The organism is Fibrobacter succinogenes subsp. succinogenes S85, from assembly GCF_000146505.1.
GTDB lineage: Bacteria > Fibrobacterota > Fibrobacteria > Fibrobacterales > Fibrobacteraceae > Fibrobacter > Fibrobacter succinogenes.
The window spans coordinates 1-14048 of sequence record NC_017448.1; the positions used below are offsets into that span (position 1 = coordinate 1).

At 50.1% G+C, this 14048-nt stretch carries 11 protein-coding genes; 9 read left to right on the top strand and 2 right to left on the bottom strand.

Features of this window, described 5'->3' with window-relative positions; all coding sequences use genetic code 11:
- Positions 1–39 precede the first annotated feature (39 nt).
- From FSU_RS00005 to hisD, 9 genes are all read left to right on the top strand, one after another.
- The gene (locus FSU_RS00005; protein ID WP_015732405.1) at positions 40–1503 is read left to right on the top strand and encodes a DnaA ATPase domain-containing protein; all 1464 of its coding nucleotides are present in this window, start codon (positions 40–42) and stop codon (positions 1501–1503) included.
- A gap of 1 nt (position 1504) precedes the next feature.
- Positions 1505–2371, top strand: coding sequence for an NAD(P)H-binding protein (locus FSU_RS00010; protein ID WP_015732406.1), 867 nt, complete (start codon positions 1505–1507; stop codon positions 2369–2371).
- 218 nt (positions 2372–2589) lie between these two features.
- Positions 2590–3951 carry a hypothetical protein gene (locus tag FSU_RS00015; protein WP_244263675.1) on the top strand — a complete coding sequence of 454 codons (1362 nt, stop codon included), beginning with the start codon at positions 2590–2592 and terminating at the stop codon, positions 3949–3951.
- Between the two features lie 140 nt (positions 3952–4091).
- Positions 4092–5567, top strand: a complete 1476-nt coding sequence (nadE, locus tag FSU_RS00020) for an NAD(+) synthase (protein WP_015732407.1) — start codon at positions 4092–4094, stop codon at positions 5565–5567.
- Between the two features lie 189 nt (positions 5568–5756).
- Complete coding sequence (locus FSU_RS00025) at positions 5757–6368, top strand: FKBP-type peptidyl-prolyl cis-trans isomerase (RefSeq protein ID WP_014544873.1); 612 nt, start codon at positions 5757–5759, stop codon at positions 6366–6368.
- Between the two features lie 128 nt (positions 6369–6496).
- Entirely contained in the window at positions 6497–7972 is a 1476-nt protein-coding gene (locus FSU_RS00030) for a hypothetical protein (RefSeq protein WP_015732408.1), read from the top strand.
- A gap of 16 nt (positions 7973–7988) precedes the next feature.
- Complete coding sequence (locus tag FSU_RS00035) at positions 7989–9104, top strand: hypothetical protein (RefSeq protein ID WP_014544875.1); 1116 nt, start codon at positions 7989–7991, stop codon at positions 9102–9104.
- Positions 9105–9162: 58 nt separating this feature from the next.
- A complete protein-coding gene (cimA, locus tag FSU_RS00040) occupies positions 9163–10770 on the top strand; it encodes a citramalate synthase (RefSeq protein WP_014544876.1) in 1608 nt (535 codons plus the stop codon).
- Between the two features lie 71 nt (positions 10771–10841).
- Positions 10842–12131 (top strand): histidinol dehydrogenase, encoded by a 1290-nt coding sequence (gene hisD / locus FSU_RS00045; RefSeq protein ID WP_014544877.1) that lies wholly within the window; start codon positions 10842–10844, stop codon positions 12129–12131.
- Between the two features lie 119 nt (positions 12132–12250).
- Here the strand turns inward: hisD and FSU_RS00050 are convergent, their stop codons facing one another.
- On the bottom strand, positions 12251–12982 hold the full coding sequence (locus FSU_RS00050; protein ID WP_014544878.1) for a CvpA family protein: 732 nt from the start codon (positions 12980–12982) through the stop codon (positions 12251–12253).
- 13 nt (positions 12983–12995) lie between these two features.
- Positions 12996–14045 carry a serine/threonine-protein kinase gene (locus FSU_RS00055; RefSeq protein ID WP_014544879.1) on the bottom strand — a complete coding sequence of 350 codons (1050 nt, stop codon included), beginning with the start codon at positions 14043–14045 and terminating at the stop codon, positions 12996–12998.
- Positions 14046–14048: the final 3 nt, after the last annotated feature.

Below are 14048 nucleotides of genomic sequence, written 5' to 3' on the forward strand. Positions count from 1 at the left end.
TTGCTTGCTCTTTTATACTTTGGATTGGTTTTTTAGATCGTGGAAAATACTGTTTCTTTGTTGGATATTGCAGAGTCGCCCTGGCAACAGGTGCTCGACCGCGTGCGTTCGGAATGCAAGGACTTTTTTGGTGCCGTAATTCTTGACGCTCTTGGTTATGAGGGAATGTGCAATGGCTATGCCTTGCTCACTGTTCCTGATGAGCTTCGCGAGAACTGGGTGAATTCCCATTATGGCGATTTGTTGCGCAAGTCCTTTACGGCTGTATTTGGTAGTGAATTTGTTGATTATCGCATCCGTCAGATTGCTCCTTCGGACCCGATTCCCGAAATCAAGCTCACGATGCCTGTTATTCCGCGTCCCGAGAAAAAGAAGGCCGAGGTTAAGCGCCCGAAGCAGCCTTTGGCTCTTTATGCCCGCTATACTTTTGAAAACTTTGTCGAAGGGGAGTGCAATTCTACGGCTTTCCGCGCTTGCCAGGCGGTGGCCGAAAATCCGGGTGACCCGGCTTTGAATCCGCTTTTTGTCTATGGCGAAAGTGGCCTTGGTAAGACGCACTTGTTGCAGTCCATTGCTGCTAAAATCCAGAAGAGCCGCCCTGAAGCATCCATTGTCTATTGCCACGCTTATGATTTTTTGCGTGATGCAACGGCTATGGCGTCTGCGCTCCACAACAAGACGGGCAATGTGCGTGAACTAGCAGAGAAGTTCCGCGAACGCTATGAACTTTGCGATGTGCTTTTGCTTGACGATGTTCAGCTCCTGGAAAAGGGCCTCTGGACGCAGGACCGCCTTGCTATTTTGATTAAGCATTTGCGTGCCGAAGGTAAGCAGGTCGTGATTTCTTGCGACCGCCATCCGAACCTGTTTAGGGTGGTCGATACGGATAACGAATCCCGTGGTTCATCCAGATCTTCGATCCCGAGCATCTCTAAGAAGCTCCTTGCTCCGCTTGCCTCCTGTGTGGCTGTGGGCATTGATGAACCGGATCTTGCGACCCGTATGAACTTGATTAGCAAGAAGTCCGAAGATTTGCCGTTTGCAAAGGGTGACCGCGAAGAAATTTGCCGCTACCTTTCGATGCAGCCGCGTAAGAACGTTCGCCTGATTGAAGGTCTTTTGAACTTCCTCGGTGCGATGAACATGTTCTGCAAGGCCGATTTGAACTTGAATGGCGTGAAGCGCCTCGTGGCACCGTCGGAACATGGCGGCCATGTGGAACTCACCGCCAAGAACATTATTGAAGCGGTTGCTATGGATTATCGTGTCGAGGTCTGTGAGCTCTCGTCCAAGCGCCAGGCTGCCGCGATTTCTATGCCCCGCAAGGTGGCGATGTTCCTTTGCCGCGAACTCACGACCGATTCGCTCCAGAATATCGGTGCGATGTTCTGCAGGGACTATGCCACTGTAATCGCCGCCATTAATTCCCTGAAAAAGCAGATGGAAACGGATGCGTCACTCGCAAGGCGCGTTCAAGATATCCGTTATATGCTGGAAGCCTAGCATGATTGCTCTTTTAACGGGTGGCGCCGGCGTCGTAGGGAAGGCGTTGTGCCGGGAACTAATAGCACGGGGAGTGTGTGTCCGCGTCTTGACGCTTCCGGGCGATTCTTTGGCGAAGTCCTTACCGAGCGAGGTGGATGTCCGTTACGGCGATGTCACCGATTTTGATTCTATCCGAGGGGCGTTTGAAAACGTCGATGTCGTCTATCACTTGGCGGCAATTCTTTTATCGACAAAACGCGGTGCTTTTGAGCACGTGAATACGGATGGCACGCGAAATGTGCTTGAAGCTAGCAAGCTTGCAGGCGTCCGCCGTTTCCTCTATGTCTCCAGCATCTCGGTAACGTACCCGATACTCACGCCGTATGGCGAAAGCAAAAAGAAAGGGGAATCTTTAGTGCATGCCTCCGGACTTGATTGGACGATTGTGCGCCCGACGCTTGTGATTGGCGATGGGGGCGGTGTCGAGTTCAACATGTTCCGCGATTACGTGAAGCGTTTCCCGGTCTATTTTATGCCAGGTGGCGGCAAATGCCTCAAACGCCCGGTCCGCAGTGTGGATTTGGTCAAGGGAATTGCCGTGGCTGGGCTTATGCCATGTGCGGTGGGGAAGACTTATGCCCTTGCGGGTTCAACCGTAATGACGATGGCGGAAATGGCTAAGCATGTGCTGACTGACGCCGGGATGCATCACCTGATGGTTCCGCTCCCGTGGTGGATTTCCAAACGACTTGCCGTCCTGAAAAACTGGATTGGTGGCAAGCGCGTGTCTGCCGAGCAGGCTTTGGCGGGATTTCTGTACGATGCCGCCCCGTCTATCGAAGATGCCGAGCGCGATCTCGACTACTATCCGGGCAGTCCGTTCTAGGATTTTAGAACTTAGAACTTAGAACTTAGAACTTAGAACACTCTCTATTCTCTTTAAGTAATTCTAAGTTCTAAGAGCGCAGCGGGCTAAGTTCTGCCAACTTAAAAACATCCATATAATACATTCTTGGAATGGACAAGGCTGTTTTACAGCTTTTTTCGTGTGATTTGTAAACTTTTATTGGTCTAAATTGGACTAAATAATTTATATTAATGGGTATGAATAAGAAAAAACTGCTTGCCCTTTTGGTATCCTCTGCATTCCTGTTTACAGCTTGCGATGAGGAAGATCTCCCGTCTGCCCCGAAAAAAGAAATTTCATCATCTTCTGTCGAAGAGGATGATTGCGATTCCGATGAATGCGAAGTGAAGTCCTCCTCTTCCAAGTCCGAAGACAAGAAGTCCTCGGATTCAAAAGATGACGACAAGAAGTCTTCGGACTCCAAGGATAATAAGTCTTCCGATTCTAAATCTGAATCGAACTCCTCTTCTTCCGCTAAGGATGAGGCTAAGTCCTCATCGAGTGCTGAGGCTCCGAAGTCTTCGTCTTCAGTTGACGTTCCTAAGGGTGCTCGCGCTGCAAAGCTTACGGATCTCGAAAAGAATGTTGAACTCAAGTTGTTTGACCAGACGGTTTACCTTTCTACGGGTAGCAAGCAGGGCCTTGTTGCTCTCCGCATCCAGGATGAATTGTGGCTTGTGACCTATACGGATTTTGCAAATGGCGAAGTGAAATTCGTCGATGGCAATGTTGGCAAGCAGTATGCTGAAACGGATGCCGTTAAAAAGATTTTGGAAAAACTCAAGGACAAGAACGGTTTCACGATTTCGTTCATTGTCGATGAGAACGGCGTCGTCAAGTATGCGGTCAATGGCTCGAAGGAATATAGCGAAGCTGTAAAGGCTAGCGTCGCCGTGGCGAAGGGCAAGGTTTCCAAGGCCGAAGACATTAAGGACAAAATTTACAAGTGTACCGATGGCGATACGACGAGAACGTTCACGTTCTTCGATAATTCGTATATCGTTGAAAATGGAGTTGGTGATAAAGTTGCCTACTGGATTGGCGGCCATTATGATATCCAACGTAGCACGTTGTTGATGCGTCCGGCATACTATAACAAGCCAGTTTATTCAATGTATGCTTATTCTGTCGGAACGGAAAATACCATTTCTATGTCTAATGGCGAAACGACAACGACGATGAACTGCAAGGTCGAAGCTAGCGAATACGAATACGAAAAGGCTAGTGATTTCGTCGGTGAATGGCAAGCTCAGAAAGATGGCGTTGAGTGGAAATTTACGCTCAAGGCCGATGGAACCTATGAACTTGTTGCATTCGAAGGCAACAACGTCAATAGTGCTGAATACAAGATAGGTTCCTGGGAAATTTATGGTTACCACTTGATGATGCACAATACGGGTTGCCAGCATCAGGACAAGTGTACGTCGAGCATCCATGGCCAGCTCCAGACGGGACCGATTGATAAAGCGACCAACAAGATTAGCGGTTTCTCTTTCATCCATAGTGACCCGGATACGCCGAAGATCCCGACCTCTTTCGATGCTCCGCAGTACGAGTAGTAGTTAGAACTTAGAACATTGCTCGTCTCTCTAAGCTCTGCTAACTAAGTTCTGCCAACTTGCATTTTATAGTGCATTTAAAAAAGTGCATCGCTTACGGGCGGTGCATTTTTTTATTTTCTAGCGCAGAGGATATTGAAATGAAACTTTATGTGGTACAGATGAAGATTTTGCCGGGCAATGTCTCGGCAAATATGCAAACGATGAAGGCCGCTTTTGACCGTGCTAAGGCTGCCGAAGTAGATTGCGTTGTGTTTCCACGATATGCACTTACTGGGCCTAGCAATAGGGCGCTCCCTGTAGACTGGGCCGAAATCCGCAAGTATGCGGGCAATATGCCGTTCTTCTTGTGTGGGGACGTGCTTGACGATACGCCGCTTTTGAATGTGGCGCATGTGACTCATGGTAGTGACTTTTATGTGGTCGGTCGCCGTGAAGTCGAAAACAAGGAACTTTCGCACTTGGCACAGGATTGTGCCATGCCTGTGGTTTGCCTCAATGGCGTCGGGACTGACAATACCGGAAAGAACATCTATGCGCTTTCGGGCGGTAGCCGCGTGTTTGACTGCGATGGAAAAATCGTTTTTGAAATGCCGCTTTTTAGCGAAGCCGAGGCAGTTATTGAATTTGTCGATGGCCAGGTGCAAGTCTACGCGGAATCCTCAAAGCCATACACAAACGAAATTGCAGAAATTCACGATGCGCTCGTGTTCATGATTCGCGAAAACTTGAAGATGTTCCATATCTCGCGCATGGTCATTGGAGCCAGTGGCGGTATTGATAGCGCTGTTTCTGCAGCCCTTTATGCCGAAGCGATTGGACCTGAGAATGTCTACCTCGTGAATATGCCGACGCGATTCAATTCGGATACGACGAAGAACGCAGCCCGTGACTTGGCCGAGAACTTGGGAACGCCATACATGGTTGCCCCGATTTCGGACATTATTGAATCTGTTTGCCACACGCTGGAACGTTGCTCCTTTGTGCGCAACGACACCGTGATGAAAATTGCAGGGATCAACCACGAGAACTTGCAGGCGAGGACGCGCTCGGCTTCAATCCTTTCGACGGTTGCATCTGTTGTCGGTGCGGGTGTCACTTGCAATGGCAACAAGAGTGAAGCGATGGTCGGTTACTGTACGCTTTACGGTGATACTTGCGGTGTGATGTGCGCTCTTGGCGACTTGTGGAAAACTCAGGTGTACGAATTAGCTCGTTACATCAATCGCGACAAGGAAATTATCCCGAAGGCCTCAATTGATATCCCGGCGAGTGCGGAGCTCAGTGACGCGATGAATGTGGACGAAGGCAAGGGCGACCCGATTCTTTACCCGTACCACGACAAGCTCTTTGCGATGTGGGTCGAAAAATGCGTGAGCCTTGAATTCACCGAAAAGCTTTTGCTGGAAGGGACGCTTGGCGAAATGCTCGGTGTAGATGCTGCTTACTTCAAGGCTCATTTGCCGACGACCGAAGCGGCTCTCGAGGATATGCGCTTCTGGTATCGTCGGTTCAAGGGGCTTGCCTTGGCAAAGCGTATCCAGTTTCCGCCGATTCTCTCCGTAAGCGGACACGCCTTCGGCGGCGAATACCGCGAAAGTCAAATAAGTGGTTAGTGGCTAGTGATTAGAACTTAGAACTTAGAACTTAGAACTTAGAACTTAGAACAATGCACTTCTCTCTAAGTTCTAAGAGCGCAGCGGTCTAAGTTCTGCCAACTAAGTTCTGCCTACTGTCTACTAATTTTTCTACATTTGGGCTTCAAGATTCAACCGCGGGTGCGCTCGCGATTCTAAAGGATATTTATGAAAATTGCAGAAAAAACAGTCGTCCAGATGCACTACACCCTGAAGTCTGACGAAGGTGCCGTCGTCGAGTCTTCCGCAGGTCGCGAACCTCTCCAGTACATCCAGGGCATGCACATGATCGTTCCGGGTCTCGAAAAGGCTATGGTCGGTCACGATGTAGGCGACAAGTTTGACGTTGTCGTCATTCCGGCAGAAGGCTACGGCGAATACGACGAACGCATGACTCAGGAAGTTCCGCTGAACGTGTTCCAGGGAGTCGATCATGTCGAAGCAGGCATGGCTTTCTATGCCCAGACTCCGGGTGGTCCGATGCAGATTCGCATCAAGTCTGTTGGCGAAAAGACGGCTATTATCGACGCTAACCACGAACTTGCTGGCAAGAATCTCAACTTTGCGATTGAAGTTGTCTCCGTTCGCGAAGCAACCGAAGAAGACCTCAAGCCGTTCCAGCATCACTGCTGCTGCGGTGGTCACGACGGCGAAGACCATGAATGCAAGTGCGGCGAAGAAGGCCACGAATGCGAATGCGGTGGCCATGGCAACAAGGAAAATTGCGATGGTAACGGCGGTTGCGGCTGCGAACACCACGCAGAACACCATGGTAAGTAAGGTGTCGGGGTAATCCCGCGGGCATCTTTCAAAAAATTTGAAAAAAGGCTTGAACTCTTTGTACGTTCGAGCCTTTTTTTATTTAATTTAGAACGGAGGAGTGTGGAATATTTCCCAAGAGGTTGGATATGCGTTTTGCAAAAGTTTTATCTGTGGCTGCGTTGCCAATGTTCCTGTTTGCTTGTGGCGATGACAATTCGTCGCTTAAAGTCAGTAATCCTGAAGGCGAAACTCCGCAGGACTCTTCGACGGTTGAACCGCCTCCTAATATTCCCGATGAAGAACTGAAACCGATTGCAAGGGACTATTCCCTGATTTGGAGCGGCAAAGGTACGGCTGAAGAACCTTTCCTGATCGCTAGTGAACAGGATTTGGCATCACTCGCGTTCTATGTGAACGACTCCTCGATGACCTTTAAGGATTTCTACTTCAAGCAGACAGCCGATATCGCACTTTCTGGGGCTTGGAGCCCGATTGGTATTTTTGGCAAGAATGCTTATGGCTACGGAAATCGCCCCTTTAGCGGTGTCTATGACGGTGGCCTCAAGACCATTACAGGCTTGAGCATTACCGATACGGCTAGCTATAGTGGTCTGTTTGGGCTTGTTCGCGGAGCGCAGGTCAGTAACGTTGTTATTAAAGGCGCTAAACTGAATGTTGGTTCCTATGCAGGCGTCCTTGCGGGTAAGATGGATTCGACGACTGTTGAAAATTGCTCGTTTGAAGATGTTGAAATTAAGGGGGCCGACCGCGTTGGCGGTTTGGTAGGCGAAGCGACACATGTCCAGGCGAAGAATGTCTCTGTGACGGGAACCATTCAAGGCGTTAATTCTGTGGGCGGTGTCGTTGGCCGTATGCAGGATGGCTCTCTTGAAAATGTGACGAACAAGGCAAATGTCTCAGGTACTTCGACTGTTGCCGGTGTTGTCGGTTCTTTTGCCAGTGTGGCAAGCGAAGGCGTGATTAGCGCTGCTTTGAATTATGGTGCCGTGACAGGTACGAAGGATGTGGCGGGCGTTGTGGCAACGCTTTCTGCAACCAAGTTGGAACGTTCCGGTAATAGCGGAGCCGTGGTTGCGGATTCAAGCCAAATGAGCAATGTCGGTGGCGTCATTGCCGTCGCTTCAAGCAAGTCCGCTATCAACGAAGTCTTTAATACCGCTACGGTCTCGGTAAGGAGAGTCATGATTGCAGGCGGTGTCATCGGTGCTTTGAAGAACTCTTCAGCAACAAATTTGTTCAATCTTGGCGAAGTTTCTGGTACAGCCAGTAATATGGGTGGACTTGTTGGAGTTGTTGATGGTAGTGACGCTACGCTGACATTTGGTTATAATGCAGGAAAGATTCCTGATAATAACTTTTCAGGAACGGTGGCAGGCAAGGTGACATCGACTGCAACGGTTACAAACGTTTATTACGATAAAACAGTCGGTGGAACGTGCCTCGTTGTAGCAAGCCAGATGAACATGGAACTCCCGACAGGCTTTACGACTGATGAAATGAAGGCGGCAACGTTCATCGCCACTTTGAACGGAACCGGCAGCGCTTGGAAGGCGGGTTCGGCTACGTTTGGTGGCTATCCGGCTTTTACTTGGACTGAGTAATTTCTACATTTAGAACATGGCTAAAAAGAAAAAATTTTGGAAGTCGCCTTCTGCAGAGGCGGCTTTTCGTGGTAAAGAAGACCGTCTTCGCAAGACTCTTTGCGAAATTGTGAACGGACAAAGCCGTTTGTTGCACCGCCCGGACGAACTGTATGAGGCTATTGCGAACGGTCTTGACGATATTGAAAAAATCAAGGATGTGAAGCTCCAGCTTGAACTTTTGGCTTGGACGCTTCGTTGCGATTTCTTGGCGTTCAAGGCTGATGACGAAGAAATGGATACGTGGAACGACTTGTTCTACGATGCCGGAACGTTCTTTATTGAAGTTGCCAAGACTTATGACGACAAGGATTACATTGCGGACCTGATTCACGATTTGGCTGTGCGCCACGTGGGTGGGGAAGGCCGCGAAGTCGTGTTCCTCTCGATTGAAGACGTGATGCCGGTGCAGCGCGCCAAGGCCTTGATTGAAGAGCTTCTGGGCGTGATTGATGCGACGGAACTTGAAAATCGCGAAGACGTTCTCGATGCCATTTGTGATATGGCTGATGCCATCAAGGATACCGAAAATTTTGCGAAGGCTTCGCTTTACAAGGACCCGGACAAGAGCAATGCAACGCTCATCGACATTGCAAACTCTTACTTTGTCGCAGGCAACATTTCCATGGCAAAGCAGTGGCTTGGCGATGTGAAAGATCCGGGTGCCGAAGACGAAGAAGCGTTCCTCGATTTGCAGGCCGCCATTGCTGACCGCGAAGGCCGCAAGACGGATTGCCTCAAGTACGCCACGCGTTTGTACGAATGCTACCCGAAGGTCATGAACCTCTCGAGACTCTGCATGCTCAAAGACGATGCTGGCGTCGACAAGCTTTTATTCGATCACATCAAGTACCGCGATAGCGGCAAGTGCGATACGAGCTTGATGATGCTCCTTGCAAATCTCAAGAAGTTCGAATTGCTCGAAAGCTACGTGAATCATTACGAACGCGATTTGCCGGGCCTTGAGGCCTCTGAGCTGAATGCGATTTCGGATGAGGTGGAACGCGCTGGAGCAACTGAACTTGCTAAGCACATCCGCGAATGGACTGTTGAAGAACCCGAAGACGCCGAACCCCTCGACGATCGCGAATAGGCTGATTTCTTTCGTCTCTCGTCTTTCGTCTTTCGTCTAAAATTCTATTTTTGCACCCATGAAAGTCCTTTTATACGATACAACGCTCCGTGACGGTAACCAAGACCGTAAAATAAGTCTCTCCTTAGCTGATAAAGTCCAGATCGCTCGAATTTTGGACCACTTTGGATTTGACTATATTGAAGGCGGTTGGCCGAACCCCAGCAATCCGACCGATGAGGAATTTTTTAAGCTCATCAAGGACGTTAAGCTCAAGCATGCAAAGATTGCCGCATTTGGCTCTACGCGCCGTCCGGGTATTTTGCCCGAGAACGACCCGCTTTTGCAGGCGCTCATCAAGTCCGAAGCTCCGGTCAAGACGATTTTCGGCAAGAGCTGGGATTTGCATGTAACGGACGTTATCCGCACGACTCTCGAAGAAAACCTCGACATGATCGAGTCTTCGGTCGCATACCTTAAGGAACATTCCGAAGAGGTGATTTACGATGCGGAACATTTCTTCGATGGCTATAAGGCTAATCCGGAATACGCGCTCGAAACGCTTAAGGCTGCCGAACTTGGCCATGCCGATTGCATTGTGCTTTGCGATACGAACGGCGGAACGATGCCGTGGGAAATCGAAGAAATCGTAAAGAAGGTTCAGACTAGAATTTCGACGCCGCTTGGCATCCACGTGCATAATGACAGTGGACTTGCCGTGGCAAACTCGATTTACGCTGTGAAAGCGGGTTGCGTGATGGTGCAGGGCGTGGTGAATGGCTACGGCGAACGCTGCGGTAACGCAAACCTCACGACAATTGCCGCTGATTTGAAGTTTAAGATGGATCGCGATTTTGCTGCTGCTAAAAAGTTGAGCCATTTGCGCCAGCTTAGCGGCAACATCGACCAGATTGTGAACTTGCCGAGCGACGTGCATGCTCCATATGTGGGCGATGCCGCATTTGCCCATAAGGGTGGTGCGCATATCGATGGCGTCATGAAGGTTTCTCGCAGTTTTGAACATATCGACCCACATTCCGTGGGCAATGACCGCGTTTTCGTGACAAGCGACCAGGCCGGTGGTTCTCTCGTTGTCGAAAAGCTCAAGGCCATCAAGCCGGGTATCGACAAGAAGGATCCGGTGGTGGCAAGCCTCCTCAAGGAAATCAAGGAACGCGAAAATGCGGGCTGGCATTTTGACTCCGCTGAAGCGAGCTTCAAGCTCTTGGTCTACCGCCACTTGGGAATGGTCAAGGAACCGTTCAAGGTGCTCAACTACCGCGTGATTGAAGATAAGACGCCGCAGGGTGTTTCTGTGTCGCAGGCTACGGTCAAGCTCCAGGTAGGCGACAAGATTAGCCATCAGGTGAGCGAAGGCGATGGTCCGGTGAACGCACTCGATGCCGCACTCCGCAAGGCTCTTTTGCCGTTCTTCCCGTGCATGGGAAGTGTTCGCCTCGACGATTTCAAGGTGCGCGTGCTCGGTTCCAATGTGGCTTCCGATGCTACGGTTCGTGTGTGGACAACTTTTGGCGATGAACACGGCTACTGGAACATGGTCGGCGTTTCGAGCAACATCATTGAGGCTTGCTGGACTGCTTTTGTCGATGGCCTTACGTACAAGATTTTGCTTGAAGACAACGTTATCCCGAATGCATACAAGCATTTGGATGTGGCGTCCGTGTAAATTCGCTGAACCACGACAATTTGCCAAACCGTGCTGGGTTTTAGAGTTTAAAAAATAGAAGGTCTGTTAAAATGAAAATCGTAAAAGTCACTCCGAAGTCTCAAGAGATTGACAGAATTTGTGGTCGTGAAGTTGCTCCGAGCAAGGAAATTCACGACAAGGTCATGGACATTCTCGCCGATATCAAGAACGGCGGTTATGCGAAGGCTGTGGAATACGCCCAGAAGTTCGATGGCCTCAAGGGCAAGAACCTCCGCGTGTCCGAAGCCGAAATCAAGAAGTCTGCCGCCAAGTGCCCGCCCGAAATGCAGCGTGCGCTCAAGCAGGCTATCAAGAACGTCCGCGATTTCCACGTGAACCAGATGGAAGATTCCTGGCTCATGGAAGGCAAGGACGGCGTGGTTCTCGGTCAGCGTATTCGCCCGATGAAGCGCGTGGGGCTCTATGTTCCGGGTGGTGCTGGAATTTACCCGAGCACGGTCATTATGAATGCGGTTCCGGCCATTGTTGCTGGCGTCAAGGACATCGTTGTTGTGACTCCGATCAAGGGCGAAATCAACCGCGCTGTGGCTTTTGTGCTTTGCGAACTCGGCATTACCGAGGTCTATCACATCGGTGGCGCTCAGGCTATTGGCATGCTTGCTTATGGTGCCAAGGATGGCAAGGGCAAGGTTGTCGTGGAACGTGTTGACAAGATTGTGGGCCCGGGTAACGTCTTTGCCGCAGTCGCTAAGAAGGAAGTTTTTGGCATTGTCGATATCGACATGGTGGCAGGCCCGTCCGAAGTGCTCGTGCTTGCAGACAATACCTGCGATCCGGACTTTGTCGCCGCCGACCTTTTGAGCCAGGCGGAACACGGTTCCGGTTTTGAAGCTGCCATCTGCATTACGGACAACATGGAAACCGCACAGATGATTAGCGAATGCGTGGACATCCAGGTGGAAAATTCCCCCAAACGCGAATTGCTCCAAAAGGTGCTCGACAACTTTGGTCGCATCCTCGTGGTGAAGGACTGGTTCGACGGTGTAGCGATTGCTAATGCCATTGCTCCGGAACACATGGAAATCATGACCGATGAAGCCGAATCTATGGCAGCCCAGATCGAAAATGCGGGTGCCGTGTTTATCGGTCCGTGGTCTTCTGAACCGGTGGGTGACTACTTTGCTGGCCCCAACCACGTTCTCCCCACGAATGGCACGGGTCGCTTCTTCAGCCCGCTCGGCGTCTATGACTTCCTCAAGCGCATGAGCATCATCAAGTACTCCGAAAAGGCTATCAAGAAGAACGCAAAGGCAATTGCTGTCGTGGCAAATGAAGAAGGCTTCATCCACCACGCCGCTGCAGTCCTCAAGAGACTCTAATCTAAATTGTTCCGCATTTGTTGCGGGACTTTAATCGCATTACGAAAATGTCCGCCTCAGGGCGGACATTTTGCGTTATAAAAGATTTTGACGAATGACGCTAGGCTTGTTGTGCTAAGTTAGCGCTTTGTATTGCTTGAATCCTTGGATGCGCTGGACTTGCCGTTTTCAAAAGTCTTTATAGCAGCGTCCTTTGCGGCTATGGCTGCATCTTTTGCTTTTTCGGCTGTCTCTGTGACTTTAGTCGTAACGCTGTCTGCCGCATTCTTGACGGCTGCTTTGGCGCTATCCGCTGCTTGCTCTGTCGAATTTATTGCTTTGTCTGTAAACGACTTGGTGAGCTCGCTTGCTTTTTCTGTGGCCAACTTACGGAGGTCAACTTCATTGGAAGAATACCCCATGGTCTTGAGCGAAGACTTGTAGACGCTGTAGGCAATAGCGTTGTTGCGCAGGTTCTTGAGGTTCCCTTCGACGGGTAGCAAGTGCAAAATGGTGAGCAATACAAAGCAGACAAGAACGGCCTTGATGATTCCGAACAACATGCCTAAAATGCGATTTGTCTTTCCGACGATGGTGTTCTTGATAGAATCACCGACAATGTGTCCGATAAGTGAAAACAACAGGAAGGGAACAAGAAAGCCGATGCAGGTGCAGATGAGGTGAGCTGTGAAATCGCTGAATGCAAAATTATGGATGAAAAAATCACCGAGTAGCCCCTGGGCAAAATAAGCGCCCAAAATTGCTGCCACCCATGCACAAAGCCTGAAAACGCTGCTCAACAGACCGCGCCAAAGCCCGATGATGCCGAATACGAGCAGGCAAGCTGCGCATGCTATATCAATCCAATTCATTGGACAATTCCTTCTAAACCGCTAACTGAATGGTCAAGAAAACCATCGCAGTTACAATCACTCCAAGTATAAATCCTATTCCATACTTAAATGTAGTTTTTTGCGGTTTAGGCGATATGACGGATTCGATTGGCTGGTCTTCGTTTACCGTATCTGCCCATTCGGCGATGTAGGGAGTCATGTCGCGTGGGTATTCTTTCATGATATCGGCAAGCTCGTTCGCTGCATCGCAGGCCGAAGAAGGGCGCTTGCTGGGACGTTTGTTGAGGAGCTTCAACACGAACTTGCGGAGCGGCTTTGGAACATCGTCCGGGAAGACTTCGAGCTTGAACTTCATCTTGAGGATGTTTTCGCGCGTTTCTTCGAAGTCCTTGCCGCGGAAAAGATTTTCGCCGATGAGCATTTCGCTAGCGATGATGCCTACGCTAAAGATATCGCTTGCGTAATTGACTTTTTGCCCCATGATTTGTTCTGGGCTCATGTAGGCGGCGGTGCCGATGATGCAACCGGTCTGCGTGAGTTCCTTGCCAATTTCGAGCGGGGTATCCGTGTGGGCGATACCAAAGTCCAGGAGACGAACGCGTCCGTCCTTGTCAATCATCATGTTGGCGGGCTTCAGGTCGCGGTGGGTCACGCCGTTTCGGTGAGCGTGGCTGAGTGCGCTCAAGAGTTCGTACAAAATGGTTTCGACAACCCAGATGGGCGGTCGCTTGTTTTTCAACAGCAAGTCCTTGAGACTTGAACCTTGTATGTACTCCATTGACATCGTGTAGTTGCCGTCACTGTCTTTCCAGAGGGCATACGGCTGGAGAATATTCGGGTGGTTCAGGTGGGCGAGGATGCTCCCTTCTTGCAGGAATCTCTTGATATAGATGTCCTGTTGGTTCAAGTTGGTGTTGAGCCTCTTGGCAACGACGAGTCGGTCGAGAGAAGGATCCCGACAAAGCCATAGGCTACCCATGGCTCCGCTATTGAGCGCTTGTATAGGTTTGTATCCGCCAATTTTAGACGGGAGCTGATCTTTGACTTTCTTCCTGGACTGTGTTGCCTTGACCTCTTCCATGCT

Bases quoted from the DNA above. Each gene is read 5' to 3' on its own strand.
- FSU_RS00055 (WP_014544879.1), bottom strand. From the start codon at position 14,045: ATGGAAGAGGTCAAGGCAACACAGTCCAGGAAGAAAGTCAAAGATCAG.
- FSU_RS00050 (WP_014544878.1), bottom strand. From the start codon at position 12,982: ATGAATTGGATTGATATAGCATGCGCAGCTTGCCTGCTCGTATTCGGC.
- FSU_RS00025 (WP_014544873.1), top strand. From the start codon at position 5,757: ATGAAAATTGCAGAAAAAACAGTCGTCCAGATGCACTACACCCTGAAG.
- hisD (WP_014544877.1), top strand. From the start codon at position 10,842: ATGAAAATCGTAAAAGTCACTCCGAAGTCTCAAGAGATTGACAGAATT.
- FSU_RS00010 (WP_015732406.1), top strand. From the start codon at position 1,505: ATGATTGCTCTTTTAACGGGTGGCGCCGGCGTCGTAGGGAAGGCGTTG.
- FSU_RS00035 (WP_014544875.1), top strand. From the start codon at position 7,989: ATGGCTAAAAAGAAAAAATTTTGGAAGTCGCCTTCTGCAGAGGCGGCT.
- FSU_RS00015 (WP_244263675.1), top strand. From the start codon at position 2,590: ATGAATAAGAAAAAACTGCTTGCCCTTTTGGTATCCTCTGCATTCCTG.
- FSU_RS00030 (WP_015732408.1), top strand. From the start codon at position 6,497: ATGCGTTTTGCAAAAGTTTTATCTGTGGCTGCGTTGCCAATGTTCCTG.
- cimA (WP_014544876.1), top strand. From the start codon at position 9,163: ATGAAAGTCCTTTTATACGATACAACGCTCCGTGACGGTAACCAAGAC.
- nadE (WP_015732407.1), top strand. From the start codon at position 4,092: ATGAAACTTTATGTGGTACAGATGAAGATTTTGCCGGGCAATGTCTCG.